Source organism: Streptomyces melanogenes (assembly GCF_014649795.1).
In the GTDB taxonomy this organism is placed as follows: Bacteria; Actinomycetota; Actinomycetes; order Streptomycetales; family Streptomycetaceae; genus Streptomyces; species Streptomyces noboritoensis.
This window is the reverse complement of sequence record NZ_BMTS01000033.1, coordinates 29008-46282: the sequence shown is the minus strand read 5'-3', so window position 1 is coordinate 46282 and position 17275 is coordinate 29008. Positions and strand designations below refer to the sequence as shown.

The 17275-nt window shown below is 71.1% G+C and carries 17 protein-coding genes and 1 pseudogene; 10 read left to right on the top strand and 8 right to left on the bottom strand.

Going from position 1 to position 17275, the window contains the following annotated elements:
* The first annotated feature begins 48 nt into the window (after positions 1-48).
* Positions 49-1110: a bile acid:sodium symporter family protein gene (locus IE252_RS38340; RefSeq protein WP_190094124.1), complete on the top strand. Its 1062-nt coding sequence runs from the start codon at positions 49-51 to the stop codon at positions 1108-1110.
* On the opposite strand, the gene IE252_RS38335 is transcribed toward IE252_RS38340, so the two are convergent.
* Positions 1076-2359, bottom strand: coding sequence for a sensor histidine kinase (locus IE252_RS38335; protein WP_229849072.1), 1284 nt, complete (start codon positions 2357-2359; stop codon positions 1076-1078). The two genes, IE252_RS38340 and IE252_RS38335, sit on opposite strands and share 35 nt — an antisense overlap.
* 158 nt (positions 2360-2517) lie before the next feature.
* Between IE252_RS38335 and IE252_RS38330 the strand changes: the two genes are divergently transcribed.
* From IE252_RS38330 to IE252_RS38310, 5 genes are read left to right on the top strand one after another with little or no spacing between them, the layout of a single operon-like run.
* Complete coding sequence (locus tag IE252_RS38330) at positions 2518-3120, top strand: hypothetical protein (protein WP_190094123.1); 603 nt, start codon at positions 2518-2520, stop codon at positions 3118-3120.
* On the top strand, positions 3117-3794 hold the full coding sequence (locus IE252_RS38325; RefSeq protein WP_190094122.1) for an ABC transporter ATP-binding protein: 678 nt from the start codon (positions 3117-3119) through the stop codon (positions 3792-3794). Before IE252_RS38330 ends, IE252_RS38325 begins: the two co-directional genes overlap by 4 nt.
* Entirely contained in the window at positions 3791-4501 is a 711-nt protein-coding gene (locus IE252_RS38320) for an ABC transporter ATP-binding protein (protein ID WP_190094121.1), read from the top strand. The genes IE252_RS38325 and IE252_RS38320 overlap by 4 nt, the downstream gene beginning before the upstream one ends.
* On the top strand, positions 4498-7155 hold the full coding sequence (locus tag IE252_RS38315; RefSeq protein ID WP_190094120.1) for an ABC transporter permease: 2658 nt from the start codon (positions 4498-4500) through the stop codon (positions 7153-7155). The genes IE252_RS38320 and IE252_RS38315 overlap by 4 nt, the downstream gene beginning before the upstream one ends.
* 23 nt (positions 7156-7178) lie before the next feature.
* On the top strand, positions 7179-7916 hold the full coding sequence (locus tag IE252_RS38310) for a response regulator transcription factor (RefSeq protein WP_190094119.1): 738 nt from the start codon (positions 7179-7181) through the stop codon (positions 7914-7916).
* A 49-nt stretch (positions 7917-7965) separates the two neighbouring features.
* Here IE252_RS38310 and IE252_RS38305 read toward each other — a convergent pair.
* A pseudogene (locus IE252_RS38305) lies at positions 7966-8190 on the bottom strand (iron chelate uptake ABC transporter family permease subunit); the annotation flags it as partial.
* A 397-nt stretch (positions 8191-8587) separates the two neighbouring features.
* Between IE252_RS38305 and IE252_RS38300 the strand changes: the two are divergent.
* Entirely contained in the window at positions 8588-9295 is a 708-nt protein-coding gene (locus IE252_RS38300) for a hypothetical protein (RefSeq protein WP_229849071.1), read from the top strand.
* 15 nt (positions 9296-9310) lie between these two features.
* Positions 9311-9550, top strand: coding sequence for a hypothetical protein (locus tag IE252_RS38295; protein ID WP_190094116.1), 240 nt, complete (start codon positions 9311-9313; stop codon positions 9548-9550).
* A 99-nt stretch (positions 9551-9649) separates the two neighbouring features.
* On the opposite strand, the gene IE252_RS38290 is transcribed toward IE252_RS38295, so the two are convergent.
* Both IE252_RS38290 and IE252_RS38285 read right to left on the bottom strand, forming a co-directional pair.
* Entirely contained in the window at positions 9650-9862 is a 213-nt protein-coding gene (locus tag IE252_RS38290) for a hypothetical protein (RefSeq protein WP_190094115.1), read from the bottom strand.
* A 208-nt stretch (positions 9863-10070) separates the two neighbouring features.
* Entirely contained in the window at positions 10071-10295 is a 225-nt protein-coding gene (locus IE252_RS38285) for a hypothetical protein (RefSeq protein WP_229849070.1), read from the bottom strand.
* 542 nt (positions 10296-10837) lie between these two features.
* Between IE252_RS38285 and IE252_RS38280 the strand changes: the two genes are divergently transcribed.
* Positions 10838-11449, top strand: coding sequence for a DUF6461 domain-containing protein (locus IE252_RS38280; protein ID WP_190094114.1), 612 nt, complete (start codon positions 10838-10840; stop codon positions 11447-11449).
* Positions 11450-11690: 241 nt separating this feature from the next.
* Here IE252_RS38280 and IE252_RS38275 read toward each other — a convergent pair whose 3' ends face one another.
* The 4 genes from IE252_RS38275 to IE252_RS38260 all read right to left on the bottom strand — a co-directional run bounded on the left by IE252_RS38275 (position 11691) and on the right by IE252_RS38260 (position 15770).
* Positions 11691-11897 (bottom strand): hypothetical protein, encoded by a 207-nt coding sequence (locus IE252_RS38275; RefSeq protein ID WP_190094113.1) that lies wholly within the window; start codon positions 11895-11897, stop codon positions 11691-11693.
* A gap of 408 nt (positions 11898-12305) precedes the next feature.
* Positions 12306-13028, bottom strand: a complete 723-nt coding sequence (locus tag IE252_RS38270; protein WP_190094112.1) for a hypothetical protein — start codon at positions 13026-13028, stop codon at positions 12306-12308.
* A gap of 560 nt (positions 13029-13588) precedes the next feature.
* A complete protein-coding gene (locus tag IE252_RS38265) occupies positions 13589-14707 on the bottom strand; it encodes a fatty acid desaturase family protein (RefSeq protein ID WP_190094111.1) in 1119 nt (372 codons plus the stop codon).
* 7 nt (positions 14708-14714) lie between these two features.
* A complete protein-coding gene (locus IE252_RS38260) occupies positions 14715-15770 on the bottom strand; it encodes a ferredoxin reductase (protein WP_190094110.1) in 1056 nt (351 codons plus the stop codon).
* Between the two features lie 87 nt (positions 15771-15857).
* Here IE252_RS38260 and IE252_RS38255 point away from each other — a divergent pair, with 87 nt between their 5' ends.
* Complete coding sequence (locus IE252_RS38255) at positions 15858-16997, top strand: PucR family transcriptional regulator (protein ID WP_190094109.1); 1140 nt, start codon at positions 15858-15860, stop codon at positions 16995-16997.
* Positions 16998-17275 lie beyond the last annotated feature (278 nt).

The following is a 17275-nucleotide window of genomic DNA, read 5'->3' as shown; positions in this document are numbered from 1 at the left end:
ACCCCGAACGCCCCACCCCAAGACGGCGCCGCGCCTACGCTCCCCGCCATGCAGACCGCGCCGCCCTCCGGAATCCCCCTTGCCGCGCCCCTGGACTTCCTGCGCAGACGGCTCGGACGGGCCTCCTGCGGCGCCTACCTCGCCGCCGCGGCCCTGCCCGCCCCGGGCCTGTGGCTGCGTCACGCCCACACCGTGCCCCTCGGCGCCCACCTGCGCGTCGGCCTCAACATCACGCAACTGCTGCTCGCCGCCGTCCTCTTCACGGCCGGACTGCGGACCTGCCCACACGCCCTGACCCGGCTGCTGGGACGGCCCCGCGTCCTGCTGGCCGGCCTCGCTCTTCACCTGACCGCGCCGCTGCTGATCGTCCCCGTCATCGCCCTCACCCTGCGCTGCTCCCCCGACTCCGACGGCGGAAGCGGCATGATCGCCGCGATGATCCTCACGGTCTCCATGCCGGTGGCCGCCGGAGCCACCGTATGGACCGGCGGTGGCCGCGGTGACGAACCCGCCATGCTGGGCCTGGTCCTCGCCTCCACCGTCCTCAGTCCGCTCACGCTCCCCGCCACCATCGACAGCCTCACCCCGCTGCTGAACACGGACTACGCCCAGAGCCTGGAAGCCGCGGCGCGCGGCACCGGAAGCGGCTTCGCCCTCACCGGCGTCCTGCTGCCCTGCGCCGCCGGAATCGGCTGCCGCCTCCTGCTCCCCGAACGCGCCAAGCCCACAGGACTGAACCTGGCGGCACTGACCGCGGTCCTCGCCTCACTCCTGCTCACCTACGTCAACGCCGCAGGCGCGATCGGGCAGTTCCTCACCCACCCCCGCCCGCTGCTGCTCCTCGCGGCAGCGGGTACCGCCACGGCCGCCTGCGCCCTGTCCTTCGCCTGGGGCCGCTGGTCCGCCCATCTCCTGCGGCTGGCCGCCCCCGCCCGTACCTCCGTCACCCTGGCCTGCGGAATGAGCAACAGCAGCGCGGGCGCCGTGCTCATCACCACCACGATGCCCGACCGGCCGCAGGTCCTGCTGCCCGTACTCGCCTTCAGCCTGATGCAGAAGCTCGCCGCGAACCAGCTCACGCGTCCCCGGCCAGCGGCAGCAACAGGGTGAAGCAGGTAGGAGCCGTACCGCTCAGCGTGAGCCGGGCTCCGGCCGCCTCGGCCAACTCCCGTGCCAGAGCCAGCCCGATCCCCGAGCCGGTTCCGGTGCCGCGCTCGAAGATCGCCCGGGAGTCCAGCGCGGCGGTTCCCTCGTCGACGACGTCCAGGGCGAGCGCCGCTCCCAGATCACGCAGGCGCACCGTCACCGTCCCGCCGCCGTGCCGGTGGGCGTTGTCCAGGAGGACGTCGAGGATCTGGTCGGTGGAGCGGGCCGGTACGGGCAGTTGTCCCGCCGCCGCTTCCCAGAGCAGCGCGAGTCGGCGGCCGTCCCGGGCGAGCACACCGTGCCACCGCCGTTCGGCCGCCTCCAGCAGGTCGCCAACCGGCTGGAGCAGGGCCGGTGCGTGCCTTGCGGCGCCCGACGTGGCCAGGCGGAGCACCTCGTCGATGGTGTGGTCCAGGTGTCGTGACTGCTCCGCCGCCTCGGCGAGGGCGGCGCGCGGATCCGCGCCCGGATCGGCCAACGCCGCCTCCAGGCCGAGCTGCAGTCCGGTCAGCGGAGTCCGCAGCTGGTGGGAGGCGTTGGCGGTGAAGTGCCGTTCCCGCTCCAAGAGCCGGGCCAGACGGCCGACCATCGCGTTGTGGGCCTGCGCCACCCCGTCGATCTCCGCGATCGTGCTGCGGTCCGCCCGCGCCGCCAGATCTCCTTCGGCGATGGCCAGGGAGGTACGGGCGAGGGCCTCCAGCGGGGAGCTGAGCACGGACGCCTGCCTGCGGGCGACGACGACGGCTGCGCCGAGCGCCAGCAGACACAGCCCGAGCAGCGCCGCCCAGCCCCACAGCACCCGGTTCCACACGGTGCGGGCGCTCGTCGAGGCGCGCACCGCCCCGATGACCCGCTCGCCACTGGAGACGGGTACCGCGACGACCAGTTCACCCGCGGACCGCTTCCGCGCCACGCTGCCCGACAGCGCCTGGCGAACGGCGTCGCCGCTCGTGGCCGGGCCTGTCCCGGAGCGCAGCCCGCCGGCGTCGTAGATCCCCAGCCGCACCTCGCCCCGCCCGCCGGGCAGCTCCACGGGGTCTCCGGCGGCGAAGTCGGGTCCGACGCGGGCGACGGCGGCCATGGCGTCCCGTTCCAGCTCGCCGTTCTCGTCGGCGAAGAACGTGAACCGGATCGCCACGGCCAGTGGCACGGCCAGCAGAACCAGGGCCACAGCCGCAGCCACCAGGGCCACTCGCACCACGCGCGCTCTCATAGCGCCCATCATGGCGGCCGCGTGTCCCAGGGCCGCGGCTTCCCAAGCCGACGGCGGGTTTTACCGTCCTCTCACCCTGCGCGCCCCGGACGCTAACCGCCTGCGCCCTAGCGTCGGAAACAGAACAGTCCGACCTCCCGCGAAGGAGTACGAGGACCATGCGCCGCACGTTCCCCCTCCTGCTGGCCGCGCTCGCGGTGACCGGCGCCGCCCTCGCCGGATGCGGCGGTTCGTCCCACCCCGCCGCTCCCCCGCCGGCCGCCACCGCACCCGCCCCGGCGGAGTCCAACCCGGCCGGCGACATCCCCGACAACCAGGCCTACGTCATCTACCGGTACGACCGGGGCGGCGTGACCGTCAAGGTGCCCGAGGGCTGGTCCCGGACGGACATGGCCGGCGGTGGTGTCAGCTTCACCGACAAGCTGAACCGCATCGAGATCGCCACGGCCCCCGCCGCCTCCGCCCCCACACCCCGGACCGTTACCGCGGATGTCGTGCCGACCCTGCGCGCGCACGTACCGGGCTTCACCCCCGGCACGGTCACCACCGTCGCCCGCCCGGCGGGCCAGGCCGTCCTGCTCACCTATCAGGGCGACGCTCCCGCCGACTCCGTGACCGGCAAGGCCGTCCGCGACTCCTTCGAGCGCTACGCCTTCTTCCAGGACGGACGCCAGGCCGTCCTCACCCTGTCCGGACCGGTCGGGGCCGACAACGTCGACCCGTGGCGTACCGTCACCGACTCCTTGCGGTGGCAGCGATGAGCCCGGCCGAGCGCGAGGGCGACGTGCTCACCGCCCGCGACCTGTACCGGTTCTACCGCGCGGGCGAGGAGGAGACCCTCGCGCTGCGCGGCGTCTCCCTCCGGGTACGCCGCGGGGAAACCCTCGCCGTCACCGGCCCGTCCGGCTCGGGCAAGTCCACGCTCCTCGCCTGCCTCGCCGGACTGGACGAACCCGAGGGAGGCGTCGTCCACGTAGCCGGCGAGCGCCTCAGTCATCGCCCCGAGGCCGACCGGGCCCGCATCCGGGCCCGCCGGATCGGCATCCTGCTCCAGTCCGGGAACCTCCTCGCCCACCTCGACCTCCGTGCGAACATCCGCCTCGCACACACCGCCGCCCGCACGCCCCGGCCCACCCCCTCCGCGCTCCTCGATCAAGTGGGCCTGCACGGCAGGGGCGCGGCACTGCCCCGGGAACTGGCCGGAGGTGAACTCGCCCGCGCGGGACTTGCCGTCGCCCTCGCCAACGACCCGGACGTCCTGCTGGCCGACGAACCCACCGGCGAGCTCGACGGGACCACCGAGCAGCGCATCCTCGAACTGCTCCGCGAACGGGCACACAACGGCGCCGCGGTACTGCTCGTCACGCACAGCGCCGAAGTCGTCAGGATCGCCGACCGCGTCATCGCCCTGCGCGACGGAAGGAGCCTGCCGTGACCAGCCCCGACATCCTCGTCGGCTGCCACGGCGTGGCCCGTACCTACGGCGTGGGCGCCGCAGCGGTCGTCGCGGTCCACGGCGCCACCTGCGAGGTCCGCAGCGGCGACCGCATCGCGATCACCGGCCCCTCGGGCTCCGGCAAATCCACCCTGCTGCACCTGATGGCCGCCCTCGAAGAACCCACCACCGGCCGGGTCACCTGGCCGGGCCTGGCCCGCGGACCGGTACCGGACCAGGTGGGAGTCGTCTTCCAGGGCCCCAGCCTGATCCCCGCGCTGGACGTCGTGGAGAACACGGCGCTGCCCCTGGTCCTCGCAGGCCACCGGGAGGAGCCTGCCCGGCGGCGCGCCCTGGACTGTCTCGCCCTCGTCATCGCCACCGGCCTCGCGGACAAGCTGCCGGAGGAACTGTCCGGAGGCCAGGCCCAGCGCGTGGCCGTCGCCCGGGCACTGGCCGCCGCGCCCCGTCTGATCCTCGCGGACGAACCCACCGGACAACTCGACCGCGCCACCGGCCGGCACGTCGTCGACGTCCTTCTGGCCACCGCCGACACGCTCGGCGCCGCCCTCGTCCTCACCACCCACGACCCCACCGTCGCCCGGCGGCTGACGCTGCAGTGGTCCATGGACAACGGCCGCCTGCGCACCGAGCCCCAACCGCCTCGGCAACCGGCGGCGGCCGGCCCCCACGAGGCCACGCCATGATCATCTCGTGGGTGTCAGGACTGCTGCGGCACCGGACCGGACGCCTCGCCGCCACCGCCGCGGGCATCGCCCTCGCCGTCGCCCTCGTCGCCGCCCTGGGCTCCTTCCTCACCGCCTCGAAGTCCACGATGACGGCCCGCGCCGCCCGTTCCGTAGCCGTCGCCTGGCAGGCCGAGGTCCAAAGCGGCGCCGACCCGCACACCGTCCTGGCCATGGTCCGCGCCACCGACGGCGTACGCGGCGCCGAACCCGTCGGCTTCGCCCGCAGCACCGGCTTCCAGGCCACCGAGGCGGGCAGCACCCAGAGCACCGGACCGGGCGTCGTCCTCGGCCTCCCCGACACCTACCGCCAGACCTTCCCGGGCGCCGTACGCCCGCTCACCGGCACCGCCACCGGGGTGCTGCTCGCCCAGCAGACCGCCGCCAACCTGCACGTGGTCCCCGGGGACACCGTCACCATCGGCCTGCCCGGCTCCGCACCGGCCCATGTCACCGTCGCGGGGATCGTCGATCTCCCGCAGGCCGACTCCCTGTTCCAGAAGGTCGGTGCCCCGCCCCCGTCCCAGCCCGCCGCCCCGCCCGACAACGTCATCCTCCTGCCGCAAGCCCTCTTCGCCCGCCTGACCGCACCGGTCGCCGCCGTGGACCCCGCCGCCGTCACCACCCAGATCCACATCGCCCGCGACGCCCCCCTGCCCGCGGACCCCGCGGCCGCCTACACCGCCGTCACCTCCGCCGCCCGCAACCTGGAGGCCCGTACCTCCGGCGCAGTCGTCGTCGGGGACAACCTCGGTGCCGCGCTCGACGCCGCCCGCAAGGACGCTCTCTACGCCCAGGTCCTCTTCCTGTTCCTCGGCGTTCCCGGCGCTGTGCTCGCCGCCTTGCTGACCGCCGCGGTGGCGGGGGCGGGCGCCGACCGCAGACGCCGCGAACAGGCACTGCTGCGCACCCGCGGACTGCGTCCCCGTCAGGTGGCCGCCCTGGCCGGCGCGGAGGCCGCCGTGGTCGGCGTCGGCGGCGGCCTGCTCGGGGTGGGCATCGCCGCCCTGGCCGGCCGGGCCGCCTTCAAAAGCGCCTCGTTCGGGGCGAGCACCGCCTCCACGCTCGCCTGGTCCGGCGTCGCCCTGTTGCTTGGCCTCACCGTGGCCGGCACGGCGGTCCTGCTGCCGACCGTGCGCGACCTGCGCCTGGGTACCGTCACCGCCGCCCGCCGCGAAGTCGGCCGCGCCCGCTCCCCCCGATGGATGCGCTTCGGTGTGGACTTCGCCCTCCTCGCCGTCTCGCTGCTGGTGTTCCGGGCGGCGAGCGGCAACCAGTACGCCCTCGTGCTGGCCCCCGAGGGAGTGCCGAGCATCTCGGTGTCCTACTGGGCGTTCCTGGGGCCCTGCCTGCTCTGGCTCGGCGCCGCCCTGCTGCTGTGGCGCCTCGCCCACCTGGCCCTGGCCCACGGCAGACGGCTTCTGACCCTGCTCGCCCGCCCTCTGACCGGCACACTCGCCGGAACCACGGCGGCGAGCATGTCGCGCCGGCGCCGGCCGCTGGCCCGCGCGATCGTCCTGCTGGCGCTCGCCCTGTCCTTCGCCGCCTCCACCGCCGTCTTCAACGCCACCTACCGCCAGCAGGCGGAGGTCGACGCCCGCCTCTCCAACGGCGCCGACGTCACCGTCACCCAGTCGCCCGGCGCCGGTGTCGGCCCCAGCGCCGCGGCCAGCTTGCACGTGGCCGGCGTACGGCACGTGGAACCGCTCCAGCACCGCTTCGCGTACGTAGGAGCCGATCTCCAGGACCTGTACGGCGTCCGGCCGGCCACGATCTCCACCGCCACCTCCCTCCCGGACACCTACTTCGCCGGGGGCACCGCCCGCTCCCTGATGGCCCGTCTCACAGCCCGCCCCGACGCCCTCCTGGTCAGCGAGGAGACCGTCAAGGACTTCCGCCTGGCCCCGGGCGACACGGTCAACCTGCGCCTCCAGGACGGCCGCACCCATACCCTGCGCACCGTGCCCTTCCACTACGCGGGCATCGTCAAGGAGTTCCCCACCGCGCCCAAGGACAGCTTCCTGGTCGCCAACGCCGACTATGTGGCGCGCAGTACGGGCGACGACTCCGTCGGCGCCTTCCTCCTCGACACCGGCGGCGCGCACCAGAGCACCACCGCCGCCGCGCTCCGCCGCCGGCTGGGCACCGCCGCGACGGTCACGGACCTCACCCAGACCCGCTCCGCCGTCGGCTCCAGCCTCACCTCCGTGGACCTGGCCGGACTCACCCGGATCGAACTGGGCTTCGCCGTCCTGCTGGCGGCGGCGTCCGGCGGCATCGTGCTGGCCCTGGGCCTGGCGGAGCGGCGACGCACCTTCGCCCTCGCCACCGTCCTCGGCGCCAGGCCACGCCAGCTGCGCGGACTCGTCCTCACCGAGGCGGTCATCCTGACGGCCGGAGGACTTGCCGGCGGCGCCCTCATCGGCTGGTCCCTGTCCAAGATGCTCGTCAAGGTCCTCACCGGCGTCTTCGATCCGCCGCCCGCCACCATCGCCGTCCCGTGGGCCTACCTCCTGCTCACGGCCCTCGCCACCATCGCGGCGCTCACCGCCGCCGCGCTCAACGCCGCCCGGCACTCCTCCCGCCCGCCCGTCGAGGAACTGCGCGAACTGTGACACCTACGCCTACGCTGCTCACCATGCGCACGCCCCAGGACCGCAGCCCCGCCCCCGCCCTCCTGGTCATCGAGGACGACGACACCATCGGACGGCACCTCGACACAGGACTGCGCAGCCACGGATACACCACCACCTGGTGCCGCACCGGCAGCGAAGGTCTCGCCGCCGCCGACACGGGACTCCCCGACGTCGTTCTGCTCGACCTCGGCCTGCCCGATGCCGATGGCATCGACCTCGCCCGCGAACTGCGCAGCCGCCACCCCGACATGCTGCTCGTCATCCTGACGGCCCGCACCGACGAGATCGACGTCATCGCCGGCCTCGACGCCGGGGCCGACGACTACCTCGTCAAGCCCTTCACCCTGTCCGTCCTGCTGGCCCGGCTCCGCGCCCACCTGCGCCGCCTCCCCGCCGAGCACGGCGGCCGGGAGGCGGCGTACCGGGTCGGGGACCTCACCGTGGACACCCGCGCCCGCACATGTCTGCTCGGGGACGTGCAAGTCCCCTTGCGGCCCAAGGAGTTCGATCTGCTCGCCGTCCTGGCCCGGCACGTCGGCGCGGCCGTGTCCCGCGAAGACCTGATGGCGCAGGTGTGGGACGAGAACTGGTTCGGGCCGACCAAGACGCTGGACGTCACCCTCGCCTCGCTCCGCCGGCGCCTCCAACAGGCCGGCCTCGACTCCCGCCCGCCCGTGGACGCGCCCAGCATCACCACCCTGCGCGGCTATGGATACCGTCTCGACGAGGACCGCGGTTGATCGAGGCGGGCCGGCGCCCTCAAAGCAACGGCCGCCGGGGCCGAACGGCTCAGGCGCTCTGGCGGCGCCATTCCCCGACCAGCAGCCAGCCGAGGTAGGCGCCTCCGACCGCCATCGTGTAGATGCCGACCGGCAGGTTGTCGAACAGTGGCAGCTGCTGTGCGGCGAGGTCGGCCAGGACCAGCAGCAGTGCACCCATCAGGGTGGACGTCACCAGGTGCGGGCCTCCGCTGCGGGTGACCCGCTGGGCGATCTGAGGCGCTGTCAGGGAGATGGAAACGCTGGCGAAGAGGGAGGCCGTGAGCAGTACCAGGCATCCCACGAGGGCGAGCCCGGCCGGGCCCCGCTTCCCTGCGGTGGGGCCCGGCCGGGCCTGGGTGGCGGTGGTCACGGCGACACGAGGTTGACGTGAGCGTCCCCGCCGATGACGGATGCGGTGATCGTACCGCCGTTCGAGGGGACCGGGACGGGACCGGGGGAACCGAGGGGACTTTGAGGGTCCATCAAGCCGCTTACGGGATGGCTGTCGAGATCAGGACAACGCCATCAAACCGCTTTCGACTGCCCGTTCGACATGAAAGCCTTTCCCTGCGCCCCGTGCCATGGGCGCGCACAACGGGAGGGAAAAGACTGTGAGATCGGCAAGGTTCTTATCCTTATCCTGCGCCGCGGTGATGGCCGCTGCCTCGCTGGCCGCGGGAGGAATTGCGCAGGCCGACGACGGCCCCGCGGGCGGCACCGCCCAGGACACGGGCGGCCCGATCCCGTCGCGGCCCGGCAACGACGAACCCGACCCCGTCGTCGACGAGGAGCAGCTCCCCGAGGCCAGCGTCAGCGACGCCCACACCGAGGAGGCCCAGGAGTCCGGCTTCGACACCAGCGACGCGATCGTCATGCACTGGGGGATGGACGCGGGCGGCACCGAGTGGAAGAGCGAGGTCATGGACGCGTCCGTCACCTCGAACAACGACCCCGCGAATTTCGCCCCTTCACGCGACTCTCTTCCCGCCATCGCCGGTCAGAGTGCGAAATCGGCGGGCTGGGTGTGCTCGACGTGGGCCCGCCCCACCGTGAAGAGCCTCGGGTACCTGTCCTCCTCCAGCCACGAAATCTGCTCGGGTAATTTCCTCTACCACTACACGCGGGGGAAATTCCTGCGCTCCTCGTGGTCGGGGCCGCGCTCCTACACCCGCTGGGCGAATTCGAAGTTCGTGTACTCGCCGCACACCGTCAACGACACCATCTGGTCGATCCGCTGCCCCGGAGGGGGCACGTACAACTACAACCTGCAGGTGCAGACCCACCTGGTGGACACGCGCGGCGACCACGGCGGACCGTACGAGGTAGGCAAGTATGTCCGTGCCGCCTGCGGCACCTGACCAGGGAAGGCCACCATGCCGAAAGCGCCAGGAAGCCTGCTCGCCTTCGGGGACCGGCTGCTGAACCGGGTGGCGACCGCCATCGACGGCCCCTCCCCCACCGGGTCGTTCTCCTCCACGTCGCGCACCCCGTGGTGGCGCAGGCCTGCCCGGCACTACCGGGACGGCTTCGAGCGGCGTGAAGAACGCCGCGAGGGCCACCTCCCGGCGCCGACCGCACGCCCGATGGGGCCCGGGGACTGGCCCCCCGCCTAGCGACTCCCCCAGGCCTTCGATGAAACGGTCCGCCCCGGTGCGCTGCGCACCGGGGCGGACCGCCCATGTACCCGGCTGTCTCCGGGCAGGGGAGACGGTCTAGGGCAGGGCGCCCTCGGGCGCGAAGTTCGCGGGGTCGTTATTGGCGGGGACGGAGGCGTCGAGTACGTCGCTGTGCCATTCCAGGCCCGCGTCGTCGGCTCCGAAGTGCACGACGGACGATCCCTCCTCACCCGTGCCGCCCAAGGAGTTCACCGCGACGGCCGCCGTGGTCGCGGTGAGGGCCGTGAACGCCAGGGCGCCAATGGCCAACGGTCTTGCGATACGCACAGCAGTGTTCCCTTCGGCAGTGCCCGGCCACTCGGCGCGGGCCCACCACCCATCCTGCTGTGCCTGGCCGGGCCTGGCACGGGCAGCAGAGCACCTTGGCCGGATCCGGGGGCGTGATGGCCGGGCAGCCCCGGTGACCGCCCCCTGTGCCATCCGGCCGCGATCACCCAACGTCCGGGAGCCGCTGTTCTCAACTGGCCAGGTGTCGCTGTAGGTCGATGTGCCGCAACTGGTAGACCGCTCCGGCCTGGCGCAGCACGCCGCGGTGTTCATGGGCGTCGGTAAGGAAGGACATGAGGTCACGCGGAAGATGGCGGCGCAGTGCCAGGTAGTGGCAGGCGACGGCGAATGGGCCCCAGGCGGTGGCGGAGAAGGCGACACCCGATCCGATGCAGAGGACGATGCCGAGGCCCACCGTCAGGGTGGACAGAGGCGCCCAGGCGAGGGCCGCCGCCCCCGGTCCCAGCCCGAGGGCTGCCCCGGTCGTGAGAGTGAGTTGCCAGAAGACCCGGCGGTCCCGGGCCCACAGGCTCCGCGGGCCGACGGCCGGAGCGACCGTCCTGGGGCCAGTCCGCGGTGAACGGCTCCTCGAAGTCGCCCTGCTGCTCTGCCTCCTCGACGGCATCCAGAAGCCGACCCCGCTCTGCGAGGTCCGTGGAGTCGAACCCGAGGTGGACCACACCGTTCACCAAGCCGCTGGTGATGACGGCCTGCGCGTCGTAGTAGCGAACGCCGAGGATTTCGAGAATGGGCTGCGCCGAGTGCAGACGGACGCTGACGCTCTGGCCTGGGTCGGCCAACGGATCAGCTCAATCGTGGCGGGCTGTGTGTTCGTGTTCATAACCGCGAACCCACGACAGGTCCTCGACTGCGACCTGGGCCGGGTCCCGCGCCGCTCTGCCACCCCTGCTGCCTCTGGGACGGTCGATGTCAGAGGCATGCGCAAGGATCTTGGCCATGACCGCGACTGCTGCCGACTACGTGTGGCTCAACGAGCGCTTCCCCGATCTCGCGGAGGCGTATTGCTTCACCCTGGTGCACAACCTGGCGCCCCTGGACGTCCTTGCCCGCCTCGAAGGCCACAGCGAGCCTTCCCGGAGCGGGGTGGAGGCGATCGTGGCCGCGGCCTTCGACCTTTTGGACCGTTCGGACCACACCAGGCAGTTCATCGCCATGACCACGGTCGGCGAATGGACCCTGATGATCGAGCCCGTCGGCTACCTCGGCGTCACCGAAGAGCGAGCCCTGCCCGCCTCCGCGGGCACCCGCTGGGTCTCCCACTTCGTCAACATCAACGGCCACGACTCGTTCCTCTGGGCCCAGGACACCACCCAGCGCCTCACCTTCGAGCCCGCAATACCCGACCGCCGCCGGGGAACAACCCCTGACGACCTCCTACCCGTCATGCATCACTGCGGCTTCCAGTTCTGGGGCGAGACCTCCGACACCGAAGAACACCTGGCCGCAGAAGCAGCCTTCGCCCTCGCCGAACACCTGAGCGGTGTCCGCATCACACCGGAACTCCTCCAGGACACCACCTTCATCTGCGGCAACGCAGAGATCCGGTGAGCCGACCTAGATCTCCCTCCTCAACGACGTACCTGTCCCTGTATCCCGGTGCTCGGCAGCTTCGTTGCCGACGCGATGATGTGGATCACCGTCCATATGAGCCCCGCCCTCAGCTTGCGATTAATCCTTCGGAGTCCGGCGGTGCAGGTTCGGTTCCGGCGGCGAGGGTGACCTGAGCGGTCCATGACCAGGGCTCCTGATGGGGATCCCAGCTCACCTCGACGTTGGTGTCGTGGAAGTCTCACGCGAGTTCCGTCACCATCCGGGCCGCCGCAAATCGCGCGTCTTGTGGGTCGGTGTTGATCGGCACATCCAGACGCCCGCAGAGCATGCCGCCTTCCATGGTGAGGACGCAGTTACGCCAGCCCTCTGGCGTCGCCAACAGCACGATCCCCTTCGGGATGCCCCAGTCGGGCCGCTTCTTCTGCTCCTTCTTGCGTCTCACCATGCGGCTATCCAACATCGTTGGGGTCGCGGCGATGAGGTTGGTTGGCAGATCAGCTTGCCGGTTGCCCAGTTCTCCGGGGTCTGGTGCCGATCTTGTGGTGGGCCGGTCGGGTGTAGGACTCTCCGGTGGCGAGGACGCGTCCGACGTCGTGGCGGGTGGCGGGCCGCTGGTTCCTCAAGCCGGGCGGGCAGCCGGGGCTGGGCCGGCTGGGTTTCGGTGCACGGGCTTGCGTGCCGGTCTTCGCATGCAGGTTCCTCAACCCCCGGCGGACTCGGGCGGGGTGAGTCTGTTCGGTCTCTTGCCCGTGTGCAAGCGATCTTTGTGCGCGTGCCATCGGGTCCGAATCGGTCACCGTCTCGGTCGAATTGGTGCATGTGAGGCTGTCGGCTGGCCGGATAGCACCGCGTGTCAGCCGAAGTTCAGACGGCTGCTCCAGGCGGTGCTCCAACCACCCCGCCAGACGGCCAGTCCGGTATGGGTGAAGATGCAGCCGACGCCAACGCCCCAGTCGTCGCCTTCATTCCGGACAGCGGGGTCGGCCAGGGCAGAGCGGAGACCATCCAAAGGGATCACGGTGAAGGCGTCGCTGGCAGCGTCCGGGGTGTGCCGGACCTCGATCCAACCGTTGCGGACGAAGGAAAGCAGCGGGGCGAGTTGCCGGTCGACCCAGTCGAGGCGCTCCATGGAGCCCAGGTCGGCCGGTGGGTCCGGCCAGATGCCGAACGCCCCGGTGAGCATGCCGCTGGTTTCTGCAGCGCAGACCAGGACTTCGCGTTCGGCGATGGTGAGTTCGTCCCAGGCGGGAAGGCCGCTGGTGTCCACTGGTGGGTAGGCGCCGTCGAACCAGTGCACACGTACCGGCTGCGGGCAGTCGAGGGTGAACCGGCAGGGTGAGCTGGGATTCCCGAGCCAGTAGGCCGGGTTGGTGACGATCTCGTGGAGCTCCGAGCCGGTCAGGGCGATGGCGGAGGCAGCAGGAACGTGGCTTTGGCTCTCCTTGATGGTGAGCAGGCCGCGTCCGGCGAGGTCCAGGGCGACGGCCGCGAGCTGCGGGACCAGCTCGCGCTGCTCGTCATCGGTGTAGCTGCGCGGGAGTGGGGCGTCTTCGACGCCTGCCCAGCGCAGGGCCACACCCCTGTCTTGGACCGTTCCGGCCAAGGGCCCCCGGCCATGGCACGACGCATCAACGTCTGCTCGGTGATGGTCAAGGAGTCCCAGGAACGCATGACGTGATCCTCCCACCCCAGACGTCGACGCAGACCCACATCGAAGGCCCGCTCTGCCCGGCAGCCACAGTGCCAGCTGGTACTGGTGGAACCCCGCCACCATGACACGAGGACACGACACGACGGGGCCTCACCCCATGCCCTAGCCCTCCCCCCAGGCCTTCTTCCTCCCGACCTTCCCCGCCTGCAGACATCGCGGGCTTGGCACGCAACGTGGCTGGCCCTCATCGACCAGGCCATCGACGACCTCAAACGACAGGAAACCGAACGCAAGCAAGGCGGTCGGCAGCGGCCACCGGCACCGGACTGGGCAATCGCATACGCCTGGCGCACGTCCAGGCAGCGCGGCCGGACACCGGGCTGCCCCGGATCCCGTGTCGTACGGGCTGATGTCGCCCGCAACGGATTTCACCGGACCCGGCGGAGCCGCCGGTACGGCTGAAAGATCTGAGCCGATACCGGGAATCAGGCCACAACGAGCTCCTGCTCGCGGTCCGGCGTCTTGACCTTGGGCTTCTTGTTCGGCAGCGAGAGCCGGAAGACCTTGTGCCACGCGGAGAACACCTGCTTGGGCAGTGGCCCGGTGACGTACTCCAGCTCGTACTTTTCGAACAGTGCGCGCACCTTCACCGCGACCTCGGCGTACCGGTTGCTCGGCAGGTCCGGGAACAGGTGGTGCTCGATCTGGTGCGACAGGTTGCCGGTCATGAAGTGCATGGCCCTGCTGCCGCTGATGTTCGCCGAGCCCATCATCTGGCGCAGGTACCACTGGCCGCGCGTCTCGCCCTTGATCGACCGGCGCTCGAAGACCTGCACACCCTCGGGGAAGTGCCCGCACATGATCACCGAGTGGGACCAGATATTGCGGACCAGGTTCGCGGTGAACGTGGCGGCGAGCGTGGTGAGGAACGACGGGCCGGACAGCAGCGGGTGGATCACGTAGTCCTTGAGCACCTGCTTGCGGATCTTGCGGCCCACGGCCCTGGCCCGCGCGCGGAACTCCGGGTTCCCCCGGCGGCGCTTGTTCAAGTTCTTGCCGAGCTCCAGGTCGTACGCTGCGATGCCGTACTCGAAGAAGCAGGCGTTGATGAAGTTCCACAGCGGCTGGCCGAGGTGGACCGGGTGCCACCTCTGGTCCTCGTCGACGCGCATGATGCCGTAGCCGAGGTCGTTGTCCTTGCCGATCACGTTGGTGTACGTGTGGTGCAGCTCGTTGTGCGAGTGCTTCCACTGCTCGGACGGCGAGACGTGATCCCACTCCCAGGTGGTGGAGTGGATCTTCGGGTCTCGCATCCAGTCCCACTGACCGTGCAGGACGTTGTGGCCGATCTCCATGTTGTCCATGATCTTCGCCACGGACAGCCCGGCGGTGCCGAGCAGCCACGCGGGCGGGAAGATCGAGAACAGCAGAACGCCCCTGCTGGCCAGCTCGAGCTTGCGCTGCGCCGAGATGACCTTTCGGATGTAGGCGGCGTCTTTCTCGCCTCGGCTGGCGATCACCTCGTCGCGGATCGCGTCCAGCTCGCGGCCGAGCTCCTCGATCTGCTCCGCGCTCAGGTGGGCGGTGGGGTCGATGGCGGTCAAGGTGCTCCTACCGTTCGATGTCGCAGGGGCCCGCCGCGGCGGACACGCAGGTCTGGATGAGGACGCCCGGCCCGGCCTCGGTGATCTCGCCGGTGCGCAGGTCGCGGACGGCGCCGTCCTTGAGCGGTGTGACGCAGCCGAAGCAGATGCCCATGCGGCACCCGGAGGGCATGAGCACGCCGGCCTCCTCGCCGACGTCCAGCAACGGCGTGGCGCCGTCCGCGTCGACGGTCTTGCCTGTGGTGCTGAACCTGACCTCGCCGCCGTCGCCGGCGACGACGATGCTGGGGCGGAAGCGTTCGGTGTGCAGGCGCTCCGGTACGCCGTGCTCGCTCCAGTGCTTCTCGGCGGCGTCGAGCAGGCCCGCGGGCCCGCAGGCCCAGGTCTCGCGCTCGGCCCAGTCGGGCACGAGCTCGTCGAGACGGGCGATGTCGAGCATGCCGTCGGTGTCGGTGTGCACCTCGGTGAGGCGCAGCTTCTTGTCCGCGACCAGGTCGTGCAGTTCGTCGCGGAAGATCACGTCCTGCGGCTTCGGCGCGCAGTGGATCATGACGACGTCGTCGAACTCGGTGTCGCGCAGCATGCCCATCACGGGCGTGATGCCGCTGCCGGCCGTCAGGTAGAGCACCTTGGTCGGCTTGGCCTGCGGCAGCACGAAGTCACCGGTCGCCTGGTCGAGCTGGATCAGCGTGCCCGGTTTCGCTCTGCGGACCAGGTGGTTGCTGACCTTGCCGTCCGGGATCGCCTTCACGGTGACCGTGACGCGGCCGTCGGAGCGGTTGGTGGGCGAGGTGAGGGAGTAGGCACGCCACAGGCGGACCCCGTCGACGTCGACCCCGATCCGTACGTACTGACCGGCCGTGTGGCCGCGCCAGCCCCGCCCCGGCCTGATCACGATGGTCGCGGCGTCACCCGTCTCCGGGTGCACGGCCTCGATGCGCCCCCGCAGGTCGGCGCCCGCGCGCAGCGGGCTGACCAGGTCGAGGTAGTCCGACGGCAGCAGTGGCGTCGTGACCATTTCCAGCAGTTTCCACGCCCTGCTGCGCAGGGCTGTACTCGTCATGACCCCAGCTTGCTGCGTCTCCAGGCGTAAAGTCCTGACCGTAGGACGTGAATTTGATGGTGGGGATTGTTCGTAGGGAATAAAAACATGAGTCATGCAGTCCAGCGGGCCAGCGAGCTGGCCCTGGATGAGACGACGGTCACCGCTCTTCGGGCCGCGCTGAAGACCACGGCCGACGAGGTCGTTCAGGCGATCATCGACGAGGTCCCTCCGTACACCAACGCCCTGTCGGGCCACATGGGCGCCACCATCCGCCGCGCCGTCCGCACCGCCCTGGGGCACTACCTGGACCTCGCCAGCGGGAACACCATCAGCGGCGACGCCAGTGACGCGGCCTACGAGCTGGGCCGGGGCGAGGTGCGCGACGGCCGTTCCATGGACGCCCTGCTCAGCGCCTATCGCGTCGGCGCCCGCGTGGCCTGGCGAGGCCTGGCAGCGGGTGCCGTACCCGCAGGTCTGCCCGCCGCCGAGGTCGCCAAGTTCGCCGAGCTGACCTTCGCCTACATCGACGAGCTCTCCGCCGCGAGCGCCGCGGGCCACGCCGACGAACTGGCCGCCCGGGGCCGGGCTCACGAACGCCATCTGGAGCAGTTGGCCCGCGACCTCCTCGCCGGCGCGAGCCCGGACATACTGCTGGCCTCCGCTCAGCGAGCCGGGTGGCAGCCTCCCGTTTCCCTGACCGCGGTCCTGCTGCCCGCCGCCCAGGCCCGGCCCGCCCACCGCACGCTCGACCCGAGCACCCTCGTCCTGGACGATCTGCCGGACGCCACCGGTGTGCTGCTCGTCCCCGATGCCGACCGATCACATCTCCTGCGGCAGCTGACCGACCGCACCTCCGTGGTCGGCCCGGCCCGGCCATGGACTCGTGCGTCCGCCTCGTACGCACGAGCCGTACGCGCGCGCTCCCTCTCCCCTGATATCCGCGACACCGAGGACCACCTGCCCGAGCTGGTGCTCAGCGCCGACGTGGACGCGTTCGCAGACCTGCGTACCCGAGCCCTCGCACCGTTGCGGACCTTGCCTGCCGCGACCGCACGGCGGCTGGAGGAGACATTGCGGGCGTGGCTGCTGCACCAGGGCAGGCGGGACGAGGTGGCGGCAGCGTTGTTCGTCCATCCCCAGACGGTGCGGTACCGGATGTCGCAGCTGCGGGAACTGTTTCCGGATCTCGCATCGCCACACCGGGTCCTTGAACTGACGCTGGCGGTCGGTCTTCGGGGCAGCTGACGCGTACGTCGACCGTCCACGACCGCGTCCGCGAGCGATCCAGGAATCGTGCCTCGTTCTCGGTGCCATCAGCTGGCTCATCACAAGGCCTCGGGAAGCCCGTCGGGAACGCTGTCTCCGAGAAGCGCAGTGGCGGATACAGCTCGACTGGATCCGGTGGACGAAGCACACCGGCCCGCTCGTCGACGCGCTCATCGAGCATCTGGTCGGCGATCTGGGCCACCATGCCCTGGAAAACGGCTTTCATATCGTCGTGGAAGGCGCGCTGTCCTGGCACG